The sequence below is a fragment of the Azonexus sp. R2A61 genome, assembly GCF_021401135.1.
In the GTDB taxonomy this organism is placed as follows: domain Bacteria; phylum Pseudomonadota; class Gammaproteobacteria; order Burkholderiales; family Rhodocyclaceae; genus Azonexus.
Genome location: NZ_JACBFO010000005.1, coordinates 31,511 through 50,263 on the forward strand (window position 1 = coordinate 31,511; position 18,753 = coordinate 50,263).

An 18,753-nucleotide genomic window follows, 5' to 3' on the forward strand; every position below is an offset into this window, starting at 1 on the left:
ATAAATTGACTGGAGGCTTACGCCAACCGCGGAAAAGTATAGCCTAAAAAACTTGTTGCGTTGCAGCGAATTAAGCGCATGTCACACGCTGTCACAGTCCCAGCGGGCGAGGCAGCAGGTCGTCGTGGCAGATTTGCCAGATTTCTTCGAAACGCGAGCGATACTGGCCAAGGTCGGGCTCTTGCGAATCCAGTACGACGGCGCGGGGTTGATCCTTGTCGAAGCGGATCAGGGCGAGTTCGTGGCCGGTAATCAGCAGGCTGTCCCGCAGATGGGCGAAAGTTTCCGGCAGGGTTCTGATCTGGACACGGTGTCGCCAGGTTTCGAACAGGGCGTTCAGCCGTGGTTGCCTGCCCTGAAATGGCGAGCCGTCGCGCAGGGCGATGCGTAAAGTGCAGCCCTCGGCCAGTCGTTGCGACAGGGCCGCGATTCGTTCGCTGCTTTCCAGGCGTAGCATTTGCAGATCCTGGTCGTGGATCAGGAGTTCGCGCGGTTCCGGGTGAGCCAGCAAGCGGTCGGCCGCTGCCGTGTAGTCGCCCCAGGTGGTAATCAATTGCCTGCTCATGGCTTTCAGTGTAACCGATTGATAGAATTCGCGCTTTTTGCGGAGTCGACCGTGCCTGTCGGGATCATTGAAGCGCTGGATCATGAAGCCAGAGGTATTGCCCGTCAGGACGGCAAGGCGATTTTCATCGATGGTGCCTTGCCCGGTGAGGTGGTCGAGTACGCCAGCTTCCGCCGCAAGCCGAAATACGAACTGGCGCATCTGGTCAGCGTGATCTCGCCTTCGCCGGCGCGGGTGACGCCAGCTTGTCCTCATTACGGCATTTGTGGGGGTTGTGCGATGCAGCACCTGGAAGCTTCTGCACAGGTTGCCGTCAAGCAGCGGGTGCTGGAGGACAGTCTGTGGCACATTGGCCGGACCCGGGCCGAGAACGTGTTGCCGCCGATCCACGGCAACCCCTGGGGCTATCGCCACAAGGCGCGTCTTGGGGTGCGCCGGGTCGAGTCGCGTGGAGGGGTACTGATCGGTTTCCACGAAAAGCGCAGCAGTTATATCGCGGATGTCAGGGTTTGTCCGATATTGCCGCCGCATGTGTCGGATCTGCTGATGCCGTTGCGGGAACTGTTTGCCGCACTGTCGATCGCCGATCGTCTGCCGCAGGTGGAGGTTGCCGTGGGGGCCGAATGTACGGCCCTGGTTTTCCGCGTTCTGGCGCCGTTGACCGCAGCCGACGAAGCACGGGTCCGGGCCTTTGCCGACCGGCATGCCGTGGTGGTCTATCTGCAAACGAAGGGCCCGGATTCGGCGCAGCGTTTTCATCCTCTGCCCGGGCCGCGGCTGAGCTACCGTTTGCCGGAATTTGGCCTGGATATGGAATTTCGGCCGACCGATTTCACGCAGGTCAATCCCGCTGTGAACCAGGTCATGGTTCGGCGTGCGTTACGCCTGCTTGACCCCCGACCCGGGGAACGGATCGCCGACATGTTCTGCGGCCTCGGCAACTTCACCTTGCCGATTGCCCGTTCCGGTGCCACGGTGGTTGGCGTCGAGGGCAGCCCGGCGCTGGTCGCCCGCGGCAAGGAAGCGGCGGCAGCGCATGGCCTGGCCGATCAGGTCAGGTTTGCGGTGTCCAACCTGTTCGATATCACTGATGCTTCGCTGGCGGCTCTGGGGCATTTCGACAAGATGTTGATCGATCCGCCGCGTGAAGGTGCGATCGAGCTGGTCAAGGCTTTCGGCGAGGATGCGCCGCGACGTCTGGTCTATGTGTCCTGCAACGCGGCGACGCTGGCCCGCGATGCCGGTGTGTTGACTTCGCTCAAAGGCTACCGGTTGTGCGCGACGGGCATTCTCAACATGTTCCCGCACACGGCACACGTCGAGTCCATTTCGTTGTTCGAGCGTGCATGAAAAAAGGCGGCCTGGGCCGCCTTTCCAAAGGGCTTGAATCCGCTCAGTCGCGTTCGCCGGTGAAGGCCATGATCAGATTCAGCAGGCTGACGAAAACGTTGTAAATGTCGAGGTAGACCGCAAGAGTCGCACTGACGTAGTTGGTTTCGCCACCCTGCACGATGCGGCTGATGTCGTACAGGATATAGGCCGAGAAGATGCCGACGGCGGCGGCCGAGATGGCCAGCGACAGGGCTGGAATCTGGAAGAAGATGTTGGCGACGGCGGCCAGCAGGATCAGGATGACGCCGGCGAACAGGAACTTGCCGATGCCGGTGAAGTCGCGCTTGCTGCTCGCGGCGATGGCCGACAGCGTCAGGAAGATGGCACCGGTACCGCCGGCGGCCAGCGCGATCATCGATGCGCCGTTCGAAAAGCCGAGGGCAACCTGCAGGATGCGCGACAGCATCAGGCCCATGAAGAAGGTGAAGCCGAGCAGCAGTGCGACGCCGAGGCCGGAGTCCTTGTTCTTCTCGATGCCCCACATGAAACCGAAGGCAATGCCGAGGAACAGCAGGAAGGAAATGAACGGGCTGCCGGCAAAGAACGAAAAGCCCATCTGAACGCCGATCAGCGCTCCAAGCACGGTCGGTACCATGCTCAAGCCGAGCAGCATGTAAGTGTTGCGCAGGACGCGGTTCTGCTGGACTGCGTAGTTGGTCGAATCCTGGCGGGTGATATCGAATGGGTTGGCCATGGGTTCTGATCTCCTTTGTTCCAATGTGTTCTGGCCCGTTAGACTAACCAAGACTTGCCGAAGTTTCAAATCGGGCAGCATGGCGGCCTGTGCTATCATGCGCGCCCCAAGGGGCTGTGGCAGAGCGGTTGAATGCACCGGTCTTGAAAACCGGCGTGCCGAAAGGCATCGTGAGTTCGAATCTCACCGGCCCCGCCAGGATCACAGGTTCAGGAAGTCGCCGACTTCCACGTCGCGGGCCAGCGTGTCCGCGTAGCCCAGGTCGATCAGTGCCTGGGTATAGGGTTTTTCAAATAACAGGTAACTGGTCAGTGCGCCGCCCTGGCGATTCATTGCCCCGATGCCGCCAAGCAAGGCCCTGATCGGCCAGGGCAGGGCTTCCGCATGATCGGCGGCGATCCGGTCGATCCGCTCCGATGGCGAAATGACCAGCGTGTCGACCCGGCGCAGCGAAATATTTCCCTGTTCGCGGTTTTCCGGCGGAATGGCCGAAAGCGTGCGGTTGATTCTTTCCATTCTTTCGATGTCGACCGCAAGACTGTCGAGAAAGATGCTGGACAGCGCGTGACCGGCAATCTGGGCCAGCGACGGGTAGCGATCCACTTGTTGGCGCGGCAGGTTTTCCCGTTTGCGCCCGGCGCCAATCACGAAAACCCGTTCGGCGCCGAGGTGGATGGCCGGCGATAAAGGTGCCAGCTGGCGCATCGAGCCGTCGCCGAAATACTCGCGATGAATTCGGGTGGCCGGAAAAATGAAGGGAATGGCGCTGGAGGCCAGCAGGTGCTCGATGTCCAGGCGGCTGCGCATGCCGATGCGCTGGACGCGGTGCCATGGCTGCACCGCTGGGTGGCCCTGGAAGAAACTGATGCTTTCTCCCGATTCGTAGCCGGATGCCGTAACGCAGACAGCGCGCAAACTGCCCTTGGCGATCGAGCGTTCGATGCCGGCGAAATCAAGGTGGCGGCGCAGCAGGCGAGCGAGCGGGGCGTTGTCGAGCAGCGAGCGCGGCGGATTGCGGATGGCCCAGCCGACGGTCAGCGCGGCCAGCCAGCGTGCGCCGGTCAGGCCGACACCCAGCGCATCGGCGCGATAGATGTCGCTGGCGCGCATGTTGCGCCAGAAGCTGGCGAGCAGCGCGCTGGCCTTGCCGAAATGGTCGGCCAGGCAGGCTAGGCCGACAGCATTGATTGCACCGGCCGAGGTACCGCAAAGGATGGGAAAAGGGTTGTGGCGACGCTGGCGGGAAAGTTTGGCGACGGCGAGCAGTACGCCAACCTGATAGGCAGCTCGGGCCCCGCCGCCGGAGAGGACCAGCGCGGTGCCGCCTGGCGGATTGTTCGCCGTGTCGTTCAAGCCCCGTCGGAGCGGGTGGCGTCCGCCCAGCAGTTAGGCGTTTCATAAAGCCGGACGCGTGCCAGCTGAAGGTGATTGCCGTAAGTGTCGCGGTAAACCGCATCGAGCGTCGAAAAAGCAATCCGTGCCAGATTTTCGGCAGTAGGGACGCAGTCGAGCAGCACCGTCTTGTGGTCGGGCAGCGCGTTCAGGAAATCGACGATGGCGCGGTCTTCGGCATAAGCCAGGAAGGCGTGGTCCCAGCGGTCGACCAAATGGGTTTTGGCCAGTTCTTTGACCTGGGAGAAGTCCATCACCATGCCGTTGGCGGCATCGCCGGCGCGGTCGATGATCTGGCCGGACAGGGTGATTTCGATGGCGTAGCGATGACCGTGCAGATGCCGGCACTGGCTCTTGTGGTCGGGGATGCGGTGCCCGGCATCGAATTCCAGGCGGCGGGTGATCTGCATGTTGCGTTGCTCGGTTTGACAGCGGCGGATTATACAATGGGCCATGCTCAGCACTCTCGATCACCGCCGCGATGCGGCCGGCCTGACCTATGTCTATCCTGTTGTCTCGCGACGGGCAGGCGGGGTTTCGGTCGGCATCAACCTGAATCCGAACAACGCCTGCAACTGGGCCTGCGTTTATTGCCAGGTCGAGGGGCTGACGCGCGGCGGGCCACCGCCGATCGATCTGGGGCAGCTTGAGCGCGAGCTTGCCGGTTTGCTGGCCGACATCCAGGAAGGCGACTTTCTGCTGCGCAATGCGCCGCCCGAGGCGCGGCGATTGGTCGACGTGGCTTTTTCCGGAAATGGAGAGCCGACCTCCGCCGTCGAGTTCGCCGAAGCCGTGGCCTGCGTCTGCGAATTGCTCGAATCTCGCGGGCTGCGTGGCCGGATTCCCTTGCGCCTGATCACCAATGGTTCCTTGCTGCATCGGAATCCGGTGCAGGACGCTATCCGCCGGCTCGGCGAATTCGGGGGCGAGGTCTGGTACAAGCTGGACCGGGCCTTGCCGGAGGAGTGTGAGCGGGTCAACGGTTCGGCCCTGTCGCCGGAGCGGGCGGCCGCCAATCTCGCGCTTTGCGCCGGCCTGGCGCCGACCTGGGTACAGACCTGCTGGTTCGCGATCGATGGCGAGGCGCCATCTGCCGCCTCCCGAACGGCGTATTGCAACGTACTGCGGCCACTGGCCGGGCACCTGGCGGGGGTTCATCTTTACGGCATCGCCCGTCCGTCGATGCAGCCGGCAGCGCAGCGCCTCGGGCGCTTGTCAGTCGAGGTGCTGAATGATTTCGCCGGGGAGATAACAAAGGAAACGGGCCTCAGGGTGATGGTTTCTCCCTGAGGCCCGTGCCTGCGGTCGACACCCCCGAAGGGGAGAAAATCAGGCCGCCTTCTTGGCGTGCGTGCGCGCCGACTTCTTCAGCGACTTGAACAGTTCCGGTTCTTGCGACTTCAGGTAGTCGACAACTTCCCAGTCTTCGCGCTTGATCGTCCGGATGTCGATCTGCTCGACGTGTACCAGGCGCAGCAGCTCGCGAACCGGCTTCGGCATGTTGCGGCCGCTTTCATAGCGCGAACCGCCACTCTGGGTGACGCCCAGGGCCGACCAGAATTGCTGCTGGTTCAGGCCGAGTTTGCGGCGGATTTCGCGGGCGTCGATTTTTTCGATGGTCTTGACAGTGCTCATGTTGGACTCCGTAGTCTCTCAAAAGTGATGGGCTTACCCATTCATACTTTTGTTGTATGACTTAGGTAATAGTACGAAGTGTATAGGTGATTATGACGATCTACAAGTCGGCATGCCATGAGTGTGTGCTCTTGGGATAAGCGGGGTTTATCGCACGACCGAATCGGGCGGGGAACTTTCGTATTCCCTGTGGATACACTAAGATCGTCGGCAAACATGACTCTGGAGAGAGCGATGCAGGTCAAGGAAATTTTGCGTGTCAAGGGTGGGGCGCTGTTTTCGATCCGCCCGCAGGATGCATTGGCAGCGGCAGTGGAACGGATGGCCGAGAGCGATGTCGGCTCGCTGGTGGTGCTGGATGGCGGCCGTCTGGTCGGCATGCTTACCTTTCGCGAGGTGATGCAGGTATTGAAGCGCCAGGGCGGCAAGCTCGACGGGCTGACGGTGAGCGACGTGATGGTCCTCGATCCGGTCACGGTCCCTCAGGAAATGGAGGCCAACGACCTGCGTCGCCTGATGATCGACAAGCATTCCCGCTACCTGCCGGTGATCGACGGTGAGCAACTGCTCGGCGTGATTTCCTTTCTCGATGTCGCCAAGGCCGTGCTCGAGGAGCAGAGTCTGGAGAACCGGATGCTCAAGAGCTACATCAAGAACTGGCCCGCCGAAGACGCCGCCTGAGCCTGGCCCCCAGCGCAGGGAGGGCGCCGCGGCGTGGTAGACTAGGCGTTTGTCCCCGCGATACCTGAACCATGTCCGGCAATACTTTCGGTACCCTGTTTACAGTCTCTTCCTTTGGCGAATCGCATGGTCCGGCCATCGGTTGCGTGGTTGACGGATGTCCGCCCGGACTGGCGCTGTGCGAGTCGGACATCCAGGCCGAGTTGGACCGGCGCAAGCCTGGCACCTCGCGGCATGTGACCCAGCGGCGCGAGCCGGATACCGTGGAAATCCTGTCCGGGGTCTTCGATGGCAAGACCACCGGCACGCCGATTGCGCTGCTGATCCGCAATCAGGATCAGCGCAGCAAGGATTACGGCAACATCGCCACCACGTTCCGGCCGGGGCATGCCGATTATTCTTACACCCAGAAATATGGCTTCCGGGATTATCGCGGCGGCGGGCGCTCTTCGGCGCGCGAGACGGCGGTTCGCGTGGCTGCCGGCGCGATCGCCCGCAAATGGTTGAACGAACGCTATGGCGTGACGATTCGCGGCTGGATGAGTGCGCTCGGGCCGATCGAGATTCCCTTCGTCAGCGCCGACGACATTGACGGCAACGCTTTCTTTGCGCCCAACGCCGCGATCGTGCCGACGCTTGAAACTTACATGGATGATCTGCGCAAGTCGCTCGATTCGGTCGGCGCGAAGATCACGGTGACTGCCGATGGCGTGCCGCCGGGCTGGGGCGAGCCGGTGTTCGACCGGCTCGATGCCGAGATCGCCTACGCGATGATGGGCATCAACGCCGTCAAGGGAGTCGAGATCGGGGATGGCTTCGCCTCGGTTGCCCAGAAAGGCAGCGAACATGGCGACGAATTGACGCCGCAGGGCTTCGCCAGCAACCATGCCGGTGGCGTGCTCGGCGGTATTTCGACCGGCCAGCGTATCGTGGCCCATCTGGCGATCAAGCCGACGTCGTCGATCGCTCAGGCGCGGCGCTCGATCGATGTCGATGGCAACCCGATCGAAGTCGCCACCCAGGGGCGGCACGATCCGTGTGTCGGCATCCGTGCGACGCCGATCGCCGAGGCCATGCTGGCGCTGGTGCTGATCGACCATGCACTGCGCCATCGTGCCCAGTGCGGCGATGTGGTGTGTACGACACCGCGCATCCCGGGGGCGTTGGAAAACAATTAACTTCGCTGCAGCGTTTGTGGCGGATATTCACAGGGAGACCATCATGCAAGTCGATCACCACGATCTTCACCACGAATTTCCGGAGCTTTCCGACGCCATTCATGCGCTCAAGGTCGGCAACGCGCATTTTGCCCGGGTGTTCGCCACTTATCACCGCCTGACCGGCAAGGTCGAGGATCTCGAAGAGCATGACATGCCGGTGGCCGATTTCACGATCGAGGATATGAAGAAGCAGCGCGTCAAGCTCAAGGACGAGCTTTATCACATGTTGCTGGCCTATCGTGCCGGTCAGCAGGCCGGCAACTGATTCCTGCCGTGCGTGCATCCGCTAGAATGGCCGGATGCACGCTTTGCCCTACTGGCGCCTTTCGGGCTACTACTTCTTCTATTTCGCGTTTGTCGGCGCCTTCTCCCCGTATTTCGGGCTCTATCTCCAATCCCTGAATTTTTCCGCCTGGGATATCGGTCTGCTGATGTCCCAGATGCAGTTGATGCGCCTGTTCGGCCCGAATCTGTGGGGCTGGCTGGTCGATCGCTTTGGTCGGCGCATGATCATCGTGAGGCTGGCCGCCTTGATCGGGCTGGCCGGCTTCGTTGCCTTCTTCTGGCTGGAGCGACTGCCCGGCATGCTGGTTGCGATGGCGGTGCTGGCCTTCTTCTGGAGCGCGGCACTGCCGCTGGTCGAGATGCTGACTTTCGACCATCTGCGCGACGACTGCGGACGCTACAGCCGGATACGGCTGTGGGGTTCGGTCGGTTTCATCGTTGCCGTGATGTCGACTGGCGCCTTGCTCGACTGGGTGCCGCCGGTCGGCGTTCTGTGGGTCTGTGCCGGCATCCTGGCGGGGATCCTGGTTTACGCGCTGGTCCTGCCGGAAGCGCCGACGGCGTCGGGGCAGGGGGCGTTCCAGCCGATCGGCGACATTCTCCGCCAACCGAAGGTGGCCGCCCTGATGGCCGCCTGCTTCATGATGTCGGCGGCGCACGGCGCCTTCTACGTGTTTTTCTCCATTCATCTTGCCGCGCACGGCTACGCCAAGACCGAAGTCGGCTTGTTATGGTCGCTGGGCGTTTTGGCCGAGATCGCGGTTTTCGTCGCGATGGCCCGCTTGTCGCGCCGTTATTCGCTGCGGGCGATCCTGCTCGTTTGTTTCTGGGCGGCCGTGCTGCGTTTCCTGATCATGGGCTGGGGCGTCGACTCGGTGGCGTTGATGGTGTTGACGCAATTGCTGCACGGGCTGACCTTCGGCGCTTACCACGCTTCGGCGATCAGTGCGGTCAACCGCTGGTTTCCGGGCAAATCCCAGGGCCGTGGGCAGGCGCTCTATTCCAGTCTGTCGTTCGGGGCCGGTGGTTTGCTCGGGGCATTGATCAGCGGTCGAACCTGGGACTCGCTCGGCGCCGGCTGGACGTACTCGCTGGGTTCCGGTTTCGCGCTGATCGGTGTTCTGCTGATTTGGCGCTGGGTCCATGAGACGCCTGCGGTCGACGGGCACTGAAGGCAAAAAAACGCGATCCTGTGCAATAATTCCCAGCTTTACCGCACGACAGAAGCAGCATGGCGAAGACCCTCTACGACAAGCTTTGGGAAGATCACGTCGTCCATCAGGAAGCCGATGGCACGGCGTTGCTCTATATCGACCGACACCTCGTTCACGAAGTGACCAGCCCGCAGGCCTTCGAAGGCCTGAAGCTGGCCGGCCGCAAACTGTGGCGGATTTCGTCCGTGGTCGCCACGGCCGATCACAACACGCCGACCGATCACTGGGAAGAAGGGATCAAGGATCCCGTCTCGCGCCTGCAGGTCGAGACGCTGGACAGCAATATCCGCGAAGTCGGTGCGCTGGCCTATTTTCCGTTCAAGGATCCGAAGCAGGGCATCGTGCACGTCGTCGGTCCGGAGAACGGTGCGACGCTGCCGGGCATGACCGTCGTCTGCGGCGATTCGCATACTTCGACGCATGGCGCCTTCGCCTGCCTGGCACACGGTATCGGTACGTCCGAAGTCGAGCACGTGATGGCCACGCAATGCCTGGTGCAGAAGAAGTCGAAGACGATGCTGATCGCCGTCGAAGGTCGCCTGGGCAAGGGCGTCACCGCCAAGGACGTGGCGCTGGCAATCATCGGCCGCATCGGCACGGCCGGCGGTACCGGTTATGCCATCGAGTTTGGTGGCAGCGCAATCCGCAGTCTGTCGATGGAAGGCCGCATGACGCTGTGCAACATGGCCATCGAGGGCGGTGCGCGGATGGGCTTTGTTGCGGTCGACGACGTCACCATCGATTATTTGAAGGGACGTCCTTTCTCGCCGAAAGGCGAGGTCTGGGACAAGGCCGTCGCGCACTGGCGCACCCTGCATTCCGATGCCGGGGCGCGCTTCGATCAGGTGGTTACGCTCAAGGCCGAGGACATCCGGCCCCAGGTGACCTGGGGAACGTCGCCCGAGATGGTCGTCGCGGTGGATGCAGCGGTGCCCGATCCGGCCAGGGAAAGCGATCCGGTCAAGCGTGAAGGCATGGAGCGCGCGCTGCAGTACATGGGGCTGAATCCGAATACGCCGATCGCGTCGATCGCCATCGACAAGGTGTTCATCGGTTCCTGTACCAACTCGCGCATCGAGGATCTGCGTCAGGCCGCCCATGTTCTCAAGGGGCGACACGTTGCCGCCAACGTCAAGCTGGCGTTGGCCGTGCCGGGGTCCGGTCTGGTCAAGCGTCAGGCCGAGCAGGAAGGTCTGGACAAGATCTTCGTTGCCGCCGGTTTCGAGTGGCGCGAGCCGGGCTGTTCGATGTGTCTGGCGATGAACGCCGACCGCCTCGAGCCGGGCGAGCGTTGTGCCTCGACGTCGAACCGCAATTTCGAAGGGCGTCAGGGACCGGGCGGCCGTACCCACCTGGTCAGTCCGGCGATGGCGGCAGCGGCAGCGATTGCCGGGCGCTTTGCCGATGTGCGGGACATTTCCTGAGTTCGGAGTTGACGCCATGCGTGTGCTGATTTTTTGTGTCGCACTCGGGTTGACCGCATGCAATACCGTGGAAGGTGCCAAGAAGGATGTGGCGATCGGCGCCGAGAAAACCGGCCACGCCCTGCACAAGACGGGCGAAGTGGTCGGCGAGGCATTGAACAAGACTGGTGAAGCGGTCGGCGATACCCTCAAGAAGGGTGGCGAGGCCGTGCAGAAAGTGGTGGAGTAAATGGATAAGTTCGTTCGTCTGGAAGGTTTGGTGGCGCCGCTGGATCGCAATAATGTCGATACCGACGCGATCATCCCGAAGCAGTTCCTCAAGTCGATCAAGCGCTCCGGCTTCGGCCCGAACGCCTTCGACGAATGGCGCTACATGGATGTCGGCCAGCCGGGCCAGGATAATTCGCAGCGCCCGAAGAATCCGAACTTCGTGCTCAACCAGTCGCGCTACCAGGGTGCCGAAGTGCTGCTGACGCGTGCCAACTTCGGCTGCGGCAGCTCGCGTGAGCATGCCCCGTGGGCGTTGCTCGACTATGGCTTCAAGGCGATCATCGCCGAGAGCTTTGCCGACATCTTCTTCAACAACTGCTTCAAGAACGGCATCCTGCCCATCGTGCTGCCGGCTGCCGAAATCGAGGCGCTGTTCCAGCAGGTCGAAGCGACGCCGGGCTACAAACTGGTCGTCGACTTGCCGGCGCAGGCGGTCGTCCGTCCCGACGGCCACGGTATCCCTTTCCAGGTTGATGCCTTCCGCAAGGAATGCCTGATCAACGGCTGGGACGACATCGGCCTGACCCTGCGCCACGCCGACAAGATCAAGGCCTTCGAAGAGAAGCGCCGTGCCGAGCAGCCCTGGCTGTTCGCCCAATAAGGAGACAACATGAAGATTTGCGTTCTGCCGGGTGACGGCATCGGTCCGGAAATCACCGCTGAAGCGGTGCGCGTGCTCAAAGCACTCGACCTCAAGTTCGAAATGGAAACGGCGCTGCTTGGCGGCGCTGCGGTCGATGCGGCCGGCAATCCCTATCCGGAAGCGACCCAGAAGCTGGCGCGCGAAGCTGACGCCGTGCTGCTCGGCGCCGTCGGTGGCCCGCAGTGGGACAGCCTGCCGCGGGAAAAGCGTCCGGAACGCGGCCTGCTTGGCATCCGCAAGGATCTGAATCTGTTCGCCAACCTGCGTCCGGCGATCCTTTATCCGGAACTGGCCAACGCCTCGACGCTGAAGCCGGAAGTCGTCGCCGGCCTCGATATCCTGATCGTCCGCGAACTGACCGGTGACATCTACTTCGGCCAGCCGCGTGGCGTGCGCGAGGAGAACGGCGAGCGCGTCGGCTTCAACACCATGGTCTATAGCGAGTCGGAAATCCGCCGCATCGGCCATGTCGCCTTCCAGGCGGCGCAGAAGCGCAACCGGAAGCTGTGCTCGGTGGACAAGATGAACGTCCTCGAATGCACGCAACTGTGGCGCGATGTGATGATCGAAGTTAGCAAGGATTATCCGGATGTCGAACTCAGCCACATGCTGGTCGACAACGCCGCCATGCAACTGGTCAAGGCGCCCAAGCAGTTCGACGTGATGGTCACCGGCAACATGTTCGGCGACATCCTATCCGACGAAGCCTCGATGCTGACCGGCTCGATCGGCATGCTGCCGTCCGCCTCGCTCGACGACAAGAACAAGGGCCTATACGAGCCGTCGCACGGTTCGGCCCCGGACATCGCCGGCAAGGGCGTGGCCAATCCGCTGGCCACCATCCTGTCGGCAGCGATGATGCTGCGTTACACCTTTGGCCTGGAAGCGCAGGCACTGCGGGTGGAAAACGCGGTCAAAAAGGTGCTGGCCCAAGGCTATCGTACCGGCGACATCTACGAGCGCGGGACCAACAAGGTCGGGACGAAGGAAATGGGCGACGCCGTGCTGGCGGCGCTGGCGTAAACCAATATTGCGGTCGACGCGTTAAACAGGGATATTTTGGAGAGCTAGCATGAAGAAGGTTGGTCTGGTCGGTTGGCGTGGCATGGTCGGTTCCGTGCTGATGCAGCGCATGGTCGAAGAGGGCGATTTCGCCCATATCGATCCGGTTTATTTCTCGACGTCCGCCGCCGGCGGCAAGGCGCCGGTCTTCGGCGGCAAGGAAGCTTCCCTGCCGCTGCAGGACGCGTCCGACATCGAGGCGCTGAAAGCCTGCGAGATCATCATCACCTGCCAGGGCGGCGACTACACCAAGGAAGTCTTCCCCAAGCTGCGCGCCGCTGGTTGGAACGGTCACTGGATCGACGCCGCCTCGTCGCTGCGCATGGCCGACGACGCCGTGATCGTGCTCGACCCGGTCAACATGCACGTGATCAAGGACGCGCTGGCCAAGGGCGGCAAGAACTGGATCGGCGGCAACTGCACGGTTTCCCTGATGCTGATGGGCCTCGGTGGTCTGTTCCAGAACGACCTCATCGAATGGGCCACCTCGATGACCTACCAGGCGGCTTCCGGCGCCGGTGCGCAGAACATGCGCGAACTGATCTCCCAGATGGGCGCGATCCACTCGTCCGTCGCCGACCTGCTGGCCGACCCGGCTTCCGCCATCCTCGATATCGACCGCAAAGTCGCCGAAACCATCCGGTCGGATGCTTTCCCGAAGAAGAACTTCCGCAACACGCCGCTGGCCGGCTCGCTGATCCCGTGGATCGACGTGCCGTACGAAAACGGCCAGTCGAAGGAAGAGTGGAAGGGCGGCGCCGAGTGCAACAAGATCCTCGGCAAGCCGGCTTTCCGCAGCGCCGGTTCGATCCCCATCGACGGCCTGTGCGTGCGCATCGGCGCGATGCGCTGCCACAGCCAGGCGCTGACCATCAAGCTGAAGAAGGACGTGCCGCTCGACGAAATCAGCGACATGCTGGCCAAGGCCAACCCGTGGGCCAAGGTCGTGCCGAACGATCGCGAGATTTCCGAGCGCGAACTGACCCCGGCCGCCGTCACCGGCACGCTGACGGTGCCGGTCGGCCGTCTGCACAAGATGGCGATGGGCCCGGAATACCTGGCCGCCTTCACCTGTGGCGACCAGTTGCTGTGGGGCGCCGCCGAGCCGCTGCGCCGCATGCTGCGCATCCTGCTCGACGCCTGATCGTCAAAATCGGCAAAAACAAAGGGGCTTCGGCCCCTTTTTTTATTTGTGGGGAATATGCAAAATGCTCAGAATGAGAAGCAGGTTTAGCTTGCATTGCTAAGTGCATGGCATATCGTCGAGAACGCTAACCGCTTTGTGCAACAACCCTGGTTGAAGGTGAGCGTATCGCTCAGTCTCTTTAATGCTGGAATGCCCCAGCAGGTCCCGAACTTCGGGCAACGGCACGCCTGAACTGACCAGCCAACTGGCGAAGGTATGACGCAAATCATGCACTCTGAAATCCTCGACGCCAGCGAGGTCGACCGCAACCTTGAACGCGGAATTGATCTGAACCACAGGACGCCCATTTTTCTGCATAAACAGGCGTGTCGGCGTAATTCCATTGTCCTGATTGAATTGGATTCTTGAACGAATCGCACCAATTGCGCGATTGTTCAGCGGAATAACACGTCTCTTCCCATTTTTCGTTTGCTCAGGTTCGAGCAAAATTTTTTTTGTAAAAAGGTCAATCTGGCCCGGAAAAAGTCGCAGCAACTCGCTGCGACGCATGCCTGTGTTCATGGCCAGGACGATGAAATCATGTAAATGCGGGGCCTGACTTTGACGTGCAGCCGCAAGGAGTCGGGTTGCTTCAGTGAGACTAAGCCAGCGCAAACGACCGGGGGGTGGCTTCAGATACAGGCCTGAAGCCGGATTGTTGATCTGCCAACCCCAGCGACGGACGGCGTAATTGATTGCGGCGGAAAGTATCGAGATCTCACGGTTGATCGTGCTGTTGCTCTTGCCTTGGATGCGACGACTCTCGATGTGCAGGCTCAGATCGCGGCGCGAGATCTGATTAACCGGGGTTTCACCGTAGCGCGACTTCCAGAAATCGAGCGTCCATTTAAGGCGGTGCATTCCTCTATGATCGCGGCCGCCTGTGAGGCAGTAAGCATCAAGAAGAGTGGTCAGGGTGTCAGTCGGTTCCGGAAGTTCCAGTTGCATGCGACAGATAATAACGAGGCTCCCTCAATCTGCCTCCGGCAGAGTGAGGGAGCACAGGGACAAAAACGGCGGAACATTCCCGACACAGCGTTCGGCCATATCCCCGCGCCGGACGACGGCGCGGCTGGCTACGCCAGTTCGGACGCATGGCCTCTAGCAAGGAGCCAACTCGGCCGGCAAGCCGGCACGCCCGACTAAATCACGCTCGGGAATAAACCCCATTCCCGACCGCTCAAGTCGGCCCCTCGTGGGGGTTGTCTTGCGGTCGCACAGGCCGTCCGAAACCGGCCCTTCGGGCCTATCAAGTGACTTTCGCGGCATAAACGGTTCCCCCCTACGGGCTACCCCCCATTTATTCCACGTTCACTTGATTTTCCTCCTTTCCCTGTGCGGTTCCGGCTTTCGCCGGACTTCGGAAAGAAAGCGCAGCGCAGCGCACTTTTCGAGGTGGTCAGATGAAACGGTTCAAAGTGGAAGACAGGGCGGAATTCGAGGCACGGCAGATGCCGCTGTTCGACTTCGTCACAAACCTGGCCATCAAGGCAGCGCGCGACGTGGCCCAATACATCAAGGCGAGCGTGGCACCCTGGTGGAAGGGATTCCAGAAGCGAATGGCCAGCGCAATGAAAAAACCGAATCAACTAGTCCTCGAGCTGGACAGCATCGCGCAGATGCCACTTTTCAGATAAAGCGAACCCTTACGACTCCGGGCCTATCGGCCCTTCGAACTGGCCGGCGCCGGCCAGATTGCTGCGCTCGTCCCCCATGCTGCGCACGGGTCCCCCGGTCGCTTGCATCGCGGGGACGCCCCCTGCGGGGGAAGCCTGCTCTGGCCGTTGCCAGTCGCGAAAAAAACCACCGTTCCGAACGAAGTTTCGGCAGAACTCCAGCGAGGTGTTGTAGGTCGTTTGTTGCTGGGTGTAGCACTTGCACGACGTTGTCGTCTGGATACAGCCGACCGGATAGGGCGCGTCGACGGGCTTGGTGACTTCGTCGTATCTGGGCGCGGTGTGGGCCATCTCGGGAATTCTCGGCATCATGGCGTCGATGTATTCCTTCTTTGTGAGTGGCTGACGGTCCTGTGTGCCGAAGCTGGCACCCTGGGCGCCCATCTGATCGCCGACAGGCGCACCGCTCTTGTCTGTTTTGGAGCCGGCTTCGTAGCCGGGCACCTCGCCGGACATGCGGGCACCCATGCGGACATAGAGCCAGCCGCCGCAGAACAACAGAACGCAGAGCAAGGCGACGAGATACCACACTTGCTTCGGCATCTGGACCTTGTGAGTGTGCATCTCGGCCGACTTGTAGAGGCTATAGACGTCCTTCGGGTAGTTCCATTGCGTCTTACTGCTGTCCTCGCGGCGGCGCTCGCAATCCATGTGAACTTCGCCCCATTCGTGAATGGTGGCGCGCTGCATGCCGAAGGTGCGCTGCACGTGGCGATGCGTGCCGGCGAGGCGGCGGACGTTCTGATCAATCAGGCTGGGATGCTGCGTGATCAGGTAGATGTCGTAACCCTTGTGGCGGTGGGTTTCGAGCTGGGAGACGTGGGCGGGTGGTTCGCCACGGCCTGCGCGTGGCCGGAAGATGCGCTGGGCTTCGTCGATGACGATGATCGCGCCGTCCGGCAGGTTGTACCAATTCCGCGCTGCGTCCTCGTCGATCTGGCTCCACTCGGTGATCGCCAAGTCGGGGACGCCAGAAATGAAAACCGGGCGGTTTTCTTTCTTCGCCCGGTCCCGAATGTGCCAGAGGGTGTATAGGGTCTTGCCGTTTCCGGGAAGGCCAGTAATAAGGTAGATCATTTTTTCAGGGCCTCGATGGAGACTTTCGCGGTCTTGATGGCGGCAACGGCGGCATAACCGGACAGCACGATGTTGATAGCGTCCCAGACGCCAGCCGCGCCAAGGATCGACAGACCGTCAACGACGGTATTACCAATCGGGATGTTGCCGCCGACCATAGCCGACTGGATGGCCCCAACGATCTGGTCAAGGAAGACATCGATCCCCTTGTAGACGACAGCGGTCAGGCCGAGCGTGGCGAGGATGACGGGGAGACGGGTGGCGAAAAACAGCGTCAGACTGGAAATAATCATCCCGCCGAGGCTGGTGGCAATGAGCGGTAAGGCCATCAGAATGCTCCCATGACGATGCGGGCAACGAACAGCCAAGCCATGATCTTCAGGACAATGGCGATCAAGCCGGCGTATGCACAGATGATGCTGGACCCGATGTCTATGGTCTTACCGAACACCGGGACGCTGAGGTTCTGCGGACAGGACGAACCACCGGAGATGTAGCTGCGAAGCTGGAAGGGGTTGTCGCCGTTTTCTTTCACCAAGCTGGTGCCGTTGCCGGACTTGAAGGCAGCATCGGCGGATGCGTAGTCGGCTGAGAAGTCGTTTTCGCGCTCGGCCCATTCCATCTGACAGCGCTGTTTCCACGCGGTCTTCGCGATGTTGCACTGAATCTCATCGCCTGAGCAGGTCGGTTCGGCGTTGCAGTCGGCCGCGCCGGTGAGTTTCTTTTTTCGCTCGATACAGACGCTCTCCCAAGACGCCCGAGCAACCGCGCAATCCACAGCGTCGCCGTCGCAGGTGAAGCCGTCACATTCACCGCTGGCGGCAGAGACCTTGCAGACCTTCAGTTCGGGGTGCTTGTCGCAAAAATCGCTGTTCTCGTCGTCGCCCTTGCCGTCCTTCCCCCCGGACCCTTGCGAACTGCTCTCGCTGGTGCTGGTGCCGGGCTGGCCGGCTTGTGTGCCGCCATTCGGGCCGGCGCTGGTGGTGGTCGTACTGCTGGTATCCGTGGCGCCGGTCTTGGGGTCGGTGGTCTTGGTCGTCTCCGTGTTCTTTGTGGAGCCGTCCGGGTAAGTCTCGGACTTCTGTTCTTTCTTGACAGTGGGTTTGCTGCTGTCCGGCGTGCCTTCGGGCACACAGGCGACTTTGCCGCTGCTCGACGTCAGTACGCCTTCGGACGGCTTACAGGGCGGCTTCGGGGACTCGGGAGCGATTGATGCGGGATTGACGCCGCCGGGCGTGCATTCCCCCTGTTTTTCGCCGACGTAGTTCCAAGATCCTTTACCGTAAATCTTGCCGTTGGTGCGGTCGATACCCGCCGGCCACGTGCCAGAGAACGAGACCCAACAGCCATTCGTGGCGCATCCACGAATACCGCCTCTACCATCGGCGCCGAGGTCATAGTAGGAATCGGGGTGTGACTGTCCGGACGGGCAGGGCCGTTCGGTGTTCCGCTCGCACATGTTATTCGTGGTGTTGAGCGTGTAAGTGGCATCAGGACAATATTTTTCGGTGCGAAGACACTGCTGGCCATAAGCCGTAAAGCCAGTCGCGCAGCCTGACGTAAGATAAACGGTGAAAGTGAGACCGCGGGACGGCTGTGAGCATGTACCGGCAGCGACACGGCGCGAGACGGTCCCTTTTTGCGGTTCGGAATAATCGCATGTAGTGGGATAGCCTTGGCCAGCGATAAAACCGGAGATGCCCTGATCATAGCGGGAAGAAAAGCCCCAGTCGTGCTGGAAGCTCATCCAAACCTCTAAGTCCGGTACTTCACGGGTTAGAGCGGGGACCGATTGGCTATCAGCGCGCGCGTGATAACTACCGATCAGACCGATATAAAGCAGCAGGGCATAGAGAACGACGCGAATCATGATGCGATGATCCAGCACGTGCCGAGGATGGCGACCAGTATCCAAAAACCGTCGAGAGCTTCCATGATGACGAGCGGGCTATCCCCCTCGCGTCCCTTCGGTGACGCTCGGGATGCGAGGGGGATAGCCCTGTCCGCTTAGTTCTTGCGACGGACGAGCGCGATCACGCCCAGGGTGATACCAATGACGGCCATGGCAACACCGGCCGAGGTGGCGTCGGCCAGGAAGCCTTCGATGGTGGAGGTAAGTTGAGCCATTTTTGAAACTCCTTGAAAGGTGGTTAATTACGCCGCCATACGGTTTTAATGACAGCGACAGTGACCCACAGCACGCCTATGGAAACGCCAAGCTGTGAAGCATCTGCACGGGACATCAGGAACGGGTTCGCAGTAACTTCCGTCCCTGATTGAATAACGAGGGCGCAGCCGGCGACAGTCGCGGGCTGGGGAACCATGGGAAAAACGGCC

The 18,753-nt window shown here is 61.3% G+C and carries 21 protein-coding genes and 1 tRNA gene; 13 read left to right on the forward strand and 9 right to left on the reverse strand.

Features of this window, described 5'->3' with window-relative positions; translation table 11 throughout:
• Nucleotides 1–91 precede the first annotated feature (91 nt).
• A complete protein-coding gene (locus L0962_RS15560; RefSeq protein WP_234087389.1) occupies nt 92–565 on the reverse strand; it encodes a hypothetical protein in 474 nt (157 codons plus the stop codon).
• Between the two features lie 51 nt (nt 566–616).
• On the opposite strand from L0962_RS15560, the gene rlmD reads away from it, so the two are divergent.
• A complete protein-coding gene (rlmD, locus tag L0962_RS15565) occupies nt 617–1,915 on the forward strand; it encodes a 23S rRNA (uracil(1939)-C(5))-methyltransferase RlmD (RefSeq protein WP_234087390.1) in 1,299 nt (432 codons plus the stop codon).
• A gap of 43 nt (nt 1,916–1,958) precedes the next feature.
• On the opposite strand, the gene L0962_RS15570 is transcribed toward rlmD, so the two are convergent.
• Nucleotides 1,959–2,651, reverse strand: coding sequence for a Bax inhibitor-1/YccA family protein (locus L0962_RS15570; RefSeq protein WP_234087391.1), 693 nt, complete (start codon nt 2,649–2,651; stop codon nt 1,959–1,961).
• Between the two features lie 110 nt (nt 2,652–2,761).
• Here L0962_RS15570 and L0962_RS15575 point away from each other — a divergent pair.
• Nucleotides 2,762–2,849, forward strand: a tRNA-Ser gene (locus L0962_RS15575).
• A gap of 3 nt (nt 2,850–2,852) precedes the next feature.
• On the opposite strand, the gene L0962_RS15580 is transcribed toward L0962_RS15575, so the two are convergent.
• Nucleotides 2,853–4,004, reverse strand: coding sequence for a patatin-like phospholipase family protein (locus L0962_RS15580; RefSeq protein ID WP_234087392.1), 1,152 nt, complete (start codon nt 4,002–4,004; stop codon nt 2,853–2,855).
• Nucleotides 4,001–4,453, reverse strand: coding sequence for a 6-carboxytetrahydropterin synthase QueD (gene queD / locus L0962_RS15585; RefSeq protein ID WP_234087393.1), 453 nt, complete (start codon nt 4,451–4,453; stop codon nt 4,001–4,003). Before queD ends, L0962_RS15580 begins: the two co-directional genes overlap by 4 nt.
• A 43-nt stretch (nt 4,454–4,496) precedes the next feature.
• Between queD and L0962_RS15590 the strand changes: the two genes are divergently transcribed.
• Nucleotides 4,497–5,333: a radical SAM protein gene (locus L0962_RS15590; protein WP_234087394.1), complete on the forward strand. Its 837-nt coding sequence runs from the start codon at nt 4,497–4,499 to the stop codon at nt 5,331–5,333.
• Nucleotides 5,334–5,372: 39 nt separating this feature from the next.
• Here L0962_RS15590 and L0962_RS15595 read toward each other — a convergent pair whose 3' ends face one another.
• Entirely contained in the window at nt 5,373–5,678 is a 306-nt protein-coding gene (locus L0962_RS15595; RefSeq protein ID WP_234087395.1) for a DNA-binding transcriptional regulator, read from the reverse strand.
• A 234-nt stretch (nt 5,679–5,912) separates the two neighbouring features.
• Between L0962_RS15595 and L0962_RS15600 the strand changes: the two genes are divergently transcribed.
• The 9 genes from L0962_RS15600 (at nt 5,913) to asd (ending at nt 13,621) form a co-directional block, all read left to right on the forward strand.
• The gene (locus L0962_RS15600; RefSeq protein ID WP_234087396.1) at nt 5,913–6,359 is read left to right on the forward strand and encodes a CBS domain-containing protein; all 447 of its coding nucleotides are present in this window, start codon (nt 5,913–5,915) and stop codon (nt 6,357–6,359) included.
• 71 nt (nt 6,360–6,430) lie between these two features.
• Entirely contained in the window at nt 6,431–7,537 is a 1,107-nt protein-coding gene (gene aroC, locus L0962_RS15605) for a chorismate synthase (protein ID WP_234087397.1), read from the forward strand.
• Between the two features lie 43 nt (nt 7,538–7,580).
• Nucleotides 7,581–7,844 carry a YdcH family protein gene (locus tag L0962_RS15610; RefSeq protein ID WP_234087398.1) on the forward strand — a complete coding sequence of 88 codons (264 nt, stop codon included), beginning with the start codon at nt 7,581–7,583 and terminating at the stop codon, nt 7,842–7,844.
• A 34-nt stretch (nt 7,845–7,878) separates the two neighbouring features.
• A complete protein-coding gene (locus L0962_RS15615) occupies nt 7,879–9,036 on the forward strand; it encodes an MFS transporter (RefSeq protein ID WP_234087399.1) in 1,158 nt (385 codons plus the stop codon).
• 59 nt (nt 9,037–9,095) lie between these two features.
• Nucleotides 9,096–10,502 (forward strand): 3-isopropylmalate dehydratase large subunit, encoded by a 1,407-nt coding sequence (gene leuC / locus L0962_RS15620; protein WP_234087400.1) that lies wholly within the window; start codon nt 9,096–9,098, stop codon nt 10,500–10,502.
• Between the two features lie 16 nt (nt 10,503–10,518).
• Nucleotides 10,519–10,731, forward strand: coding sequence for an entericidin EcnAB (locus tag L0962_RS15625; RefSeq protein ID WP_234087401.1), 213 nt, complete (start codon nt 10,519–10,521; stop codon nt 10,729–10,731).
• Nucleotides 10,732–11,373 (forward strand): 3-isopropylmalate dehydratase small subunit, encoded by a 642-nt coding sequence (gene leuD / locus L0962_RS15630; protein WP_234087402.1) that lies wholly within the window; start codon nt 10,732–10,734, stop codon nt 11,371–11,373.
• Between the two features lie 9 nt (nt 11,374–11,382).
• Nucleotides 11,383–12,438, forward strand: coding sequence for a 3-isopropylmalate dehydrogenase (gene leuB / locus L0962_RS15635; RefSeq protein WP_234087403.1), 1,056 nt, complete (start codon nt 11,383–11,385; stop codon nt 12,436–12,438).
• A 49-nt stretch (nt 12,439–12,487) separates the two neighbouring features.
• Entirely contained in the window at nt 12,488–13,621 is a 1,134-nt protein-coding gene (gene asd / locus L0962_RS15640) for an aspartate-semialdehyde dehydrogenase (protein WP_234087404.1), read from the forward strand.
• A 99-nt stretch (nt 13,622–13,720) separates the two neighbouring features.
• Here the strand turns inward: asd and L0962_RS15645 are convergent, their stop codons facing one another.
• A complete protein-coding gene (locus L0962_RS15645; protein WP_234087405.1) occupies nt 13,721–14,611 on the reverse strand; it encodes a site-specific integrase in 891 nt (296 codons plus the stop codon).
• 455 nt (nt 14,612–15,066) lie between these two features.
• Between L0962_RS15645 and L0962_RS15650 the strand changes: the two genes are divergently transcribed.
• Entirely contained in the window at nt 15,067–15,300 is a 234-nt protein-coding gene (locus L0962_RS15650) for a hypothetical protein (protein ID WP_234087406.1), read from the forward strand.
• Nucleotides 15,301–15,309: 9 nt separating this feature from the next.
• On the opposite strand, the gene L0962_RS15655 is transcribed toward L0962_RS15650, so the two are convergent.
• From L0962_RS15655 to L0962_RS15665, 3 genes are read right to left on the reverse strand one after another with little or no spacing between them, the layout of a single operon-like run.
• Complete coding sequence (locus tag L0962_RS15655) at nt 15,310–16,416, reverse strand: zonular occludens toxin domain-containing protein (RefSeq protein WP_234087407.1); 1,107 nt, start codon at nt 16,414–16,416, stop codon at nt 15,310–15,312.
• Nucleotides 16,413–16,745, reverse strand: coding sequence for a DUF2523 family protein (locus L0962_RS15660; RefSeq protein ID WP_234087408.1), 333 nt, complete (start codon nt 16,743–16,745; stop codon nt 16,413–16,415). The genes L0962_RS15655 and L0962_RS15660 overlap by 4 nt, the downstream gene beginning before the upstream one ends.
• Nucleotides 16,745–18,286 carry a hypothetical protein gene (locus L0962_RS15665; RefSeq protein ID WP_234087409.1) on the reverse strand — a complete coding sequence of 514 codons (1,542 nt, stop codon included), beginning with the start codon at nt 18,284–18,286 and terminating at the stop codon, nt 16,745–16,747. The genes L0962_RS15660 and L0962_RS15665 overlap by 1 nt, the downstream gene beginning before the upstream one ends.
• Nucleotides 18,287–18,753: the final 467 nt, after the last annotated feature.

Coding starts and splice junctions, on each gene's coding strand:
- L0962_RS15560 (WP_234087389.1), bottom strand. CDS start 565: ATGAGCAGGCAATTGATTACCACCTGGGGCGACTACACGGCAGCGGCC.
- L0962_RS15570 (WP_234087391.1), bottom strand. CDS start 2,651: ATGGCCAACCCATTCGATATCACCCGCCAGGATTCGACCAACTACGCA.
- queD (WP_234087393.1), bottom strand. CDS start 4,453: ATGCAGATCACCCGCCGCCTGGAATTCGATGCCGGGCACCGCATCCCC.
- L0962_RS15590 (WP_234087394.1), top strand. CDS start 4,497: ATGCTCAGCACTCTCGATCACCGCCGCGATGCGGCCGGCCTGACCTAT.
- L0962_RS15595 (WP_234087395.1), bottom strand. CDS start 5,678: ATGAGCACTGTCAAGACCATCGAAAAAATCGACGCCCGCGAAATCCGC.
- L0962_RS15600 (WP_234087396.1), top strand. CDS start 5,913: ATGCAGGTCAAGGAAATTTTGCGTGTCAAGGGTGGGGCGCTGTTTTCG.
- aroC (WP_234087397.1), top strand. CDS start 6,431: ATGTCCGGCAATACTTTCGGTACCCTGTTTACAGTCTCTTCCTTTGGC.
- L0962_RS15610 (WP_234087398.1), top strand. CDS start 7,581: ATGCAAGTCGATCACCACGATCTTCACCACGAATTTCCGGAGCTTTCC.
- L0962_RS15615 (WP_234087399.1), top strand. CDS start 7,879: ATGCACGCTTTGCCCTACTGGCGCCTTTCGGGCTACTACTTCTTCTAT.
- leuC (WP_234087400.1), top strand. CDS start 9,096: ATGGCGAAGACCCTCTACGACAAGCTTTGGGAAGATCACGTCGTCCAT.
- L0962_RS15625 (WP_234087401.1), top strand. CDS start 10,519: ATGCGTGTGCTGATTTTTTGTGTCGCACTCGGGTTGACCGCATGCAAT.
- leuD (WP_234087402.1), top strand. CDS start 10,732: ATGGATAAGTTCGTTCGTCTGGAAGGTTTGGTGGCGCCGCTGGATCGC.
- leuB (WP_234087403.1), top strand. CDS start 11,383: ATGAAGATTTGCGTTCTGCCGGGTGACGGCATCGGTCCGGAAATCACC.
- asd (WP_234087404.1), top strand. CDS start 12,488: ATGAAGAAGGTTGGTCTGGTCGGTTGGCGTGGCATGGTCGGTTCCGTG.
- L0962_RS15645 (WP_234087405.1), bottom strand. CDS start 14,611: ATGCAACTGGAACTTCCGGAACCGACTGACACCCTGACCACTCTTCTT.
- L0962_RS15650 (WP_234087406.1), top strand. CDS start 15,067: ATGAAACGGTTCAAAGTGGAAGACAGGGCGGAATTCGAGGCACGGCAG.
- L0962_RS15655 (WP_234087407.1), bottom strand. CDS start 16,416: ATGATCTACCTTATTACTGGCCTTCCCGGAAACGGCAAGACCCTATAC.
- L0962_RS15660 (WP_234087408.1), bottom strand. CDS start 16,745: ATGGCCTTACCGCTCATTGCCACCAGCCTCGGCGGGATGATTATTTCC.
- L0962_RS15665 (WP_234087409.1), bottom strand. CDS start 18,286: ATGATTCGCGTCGTTCTCTATGCCCTGCTGCTTTATATCGGTCTGATC.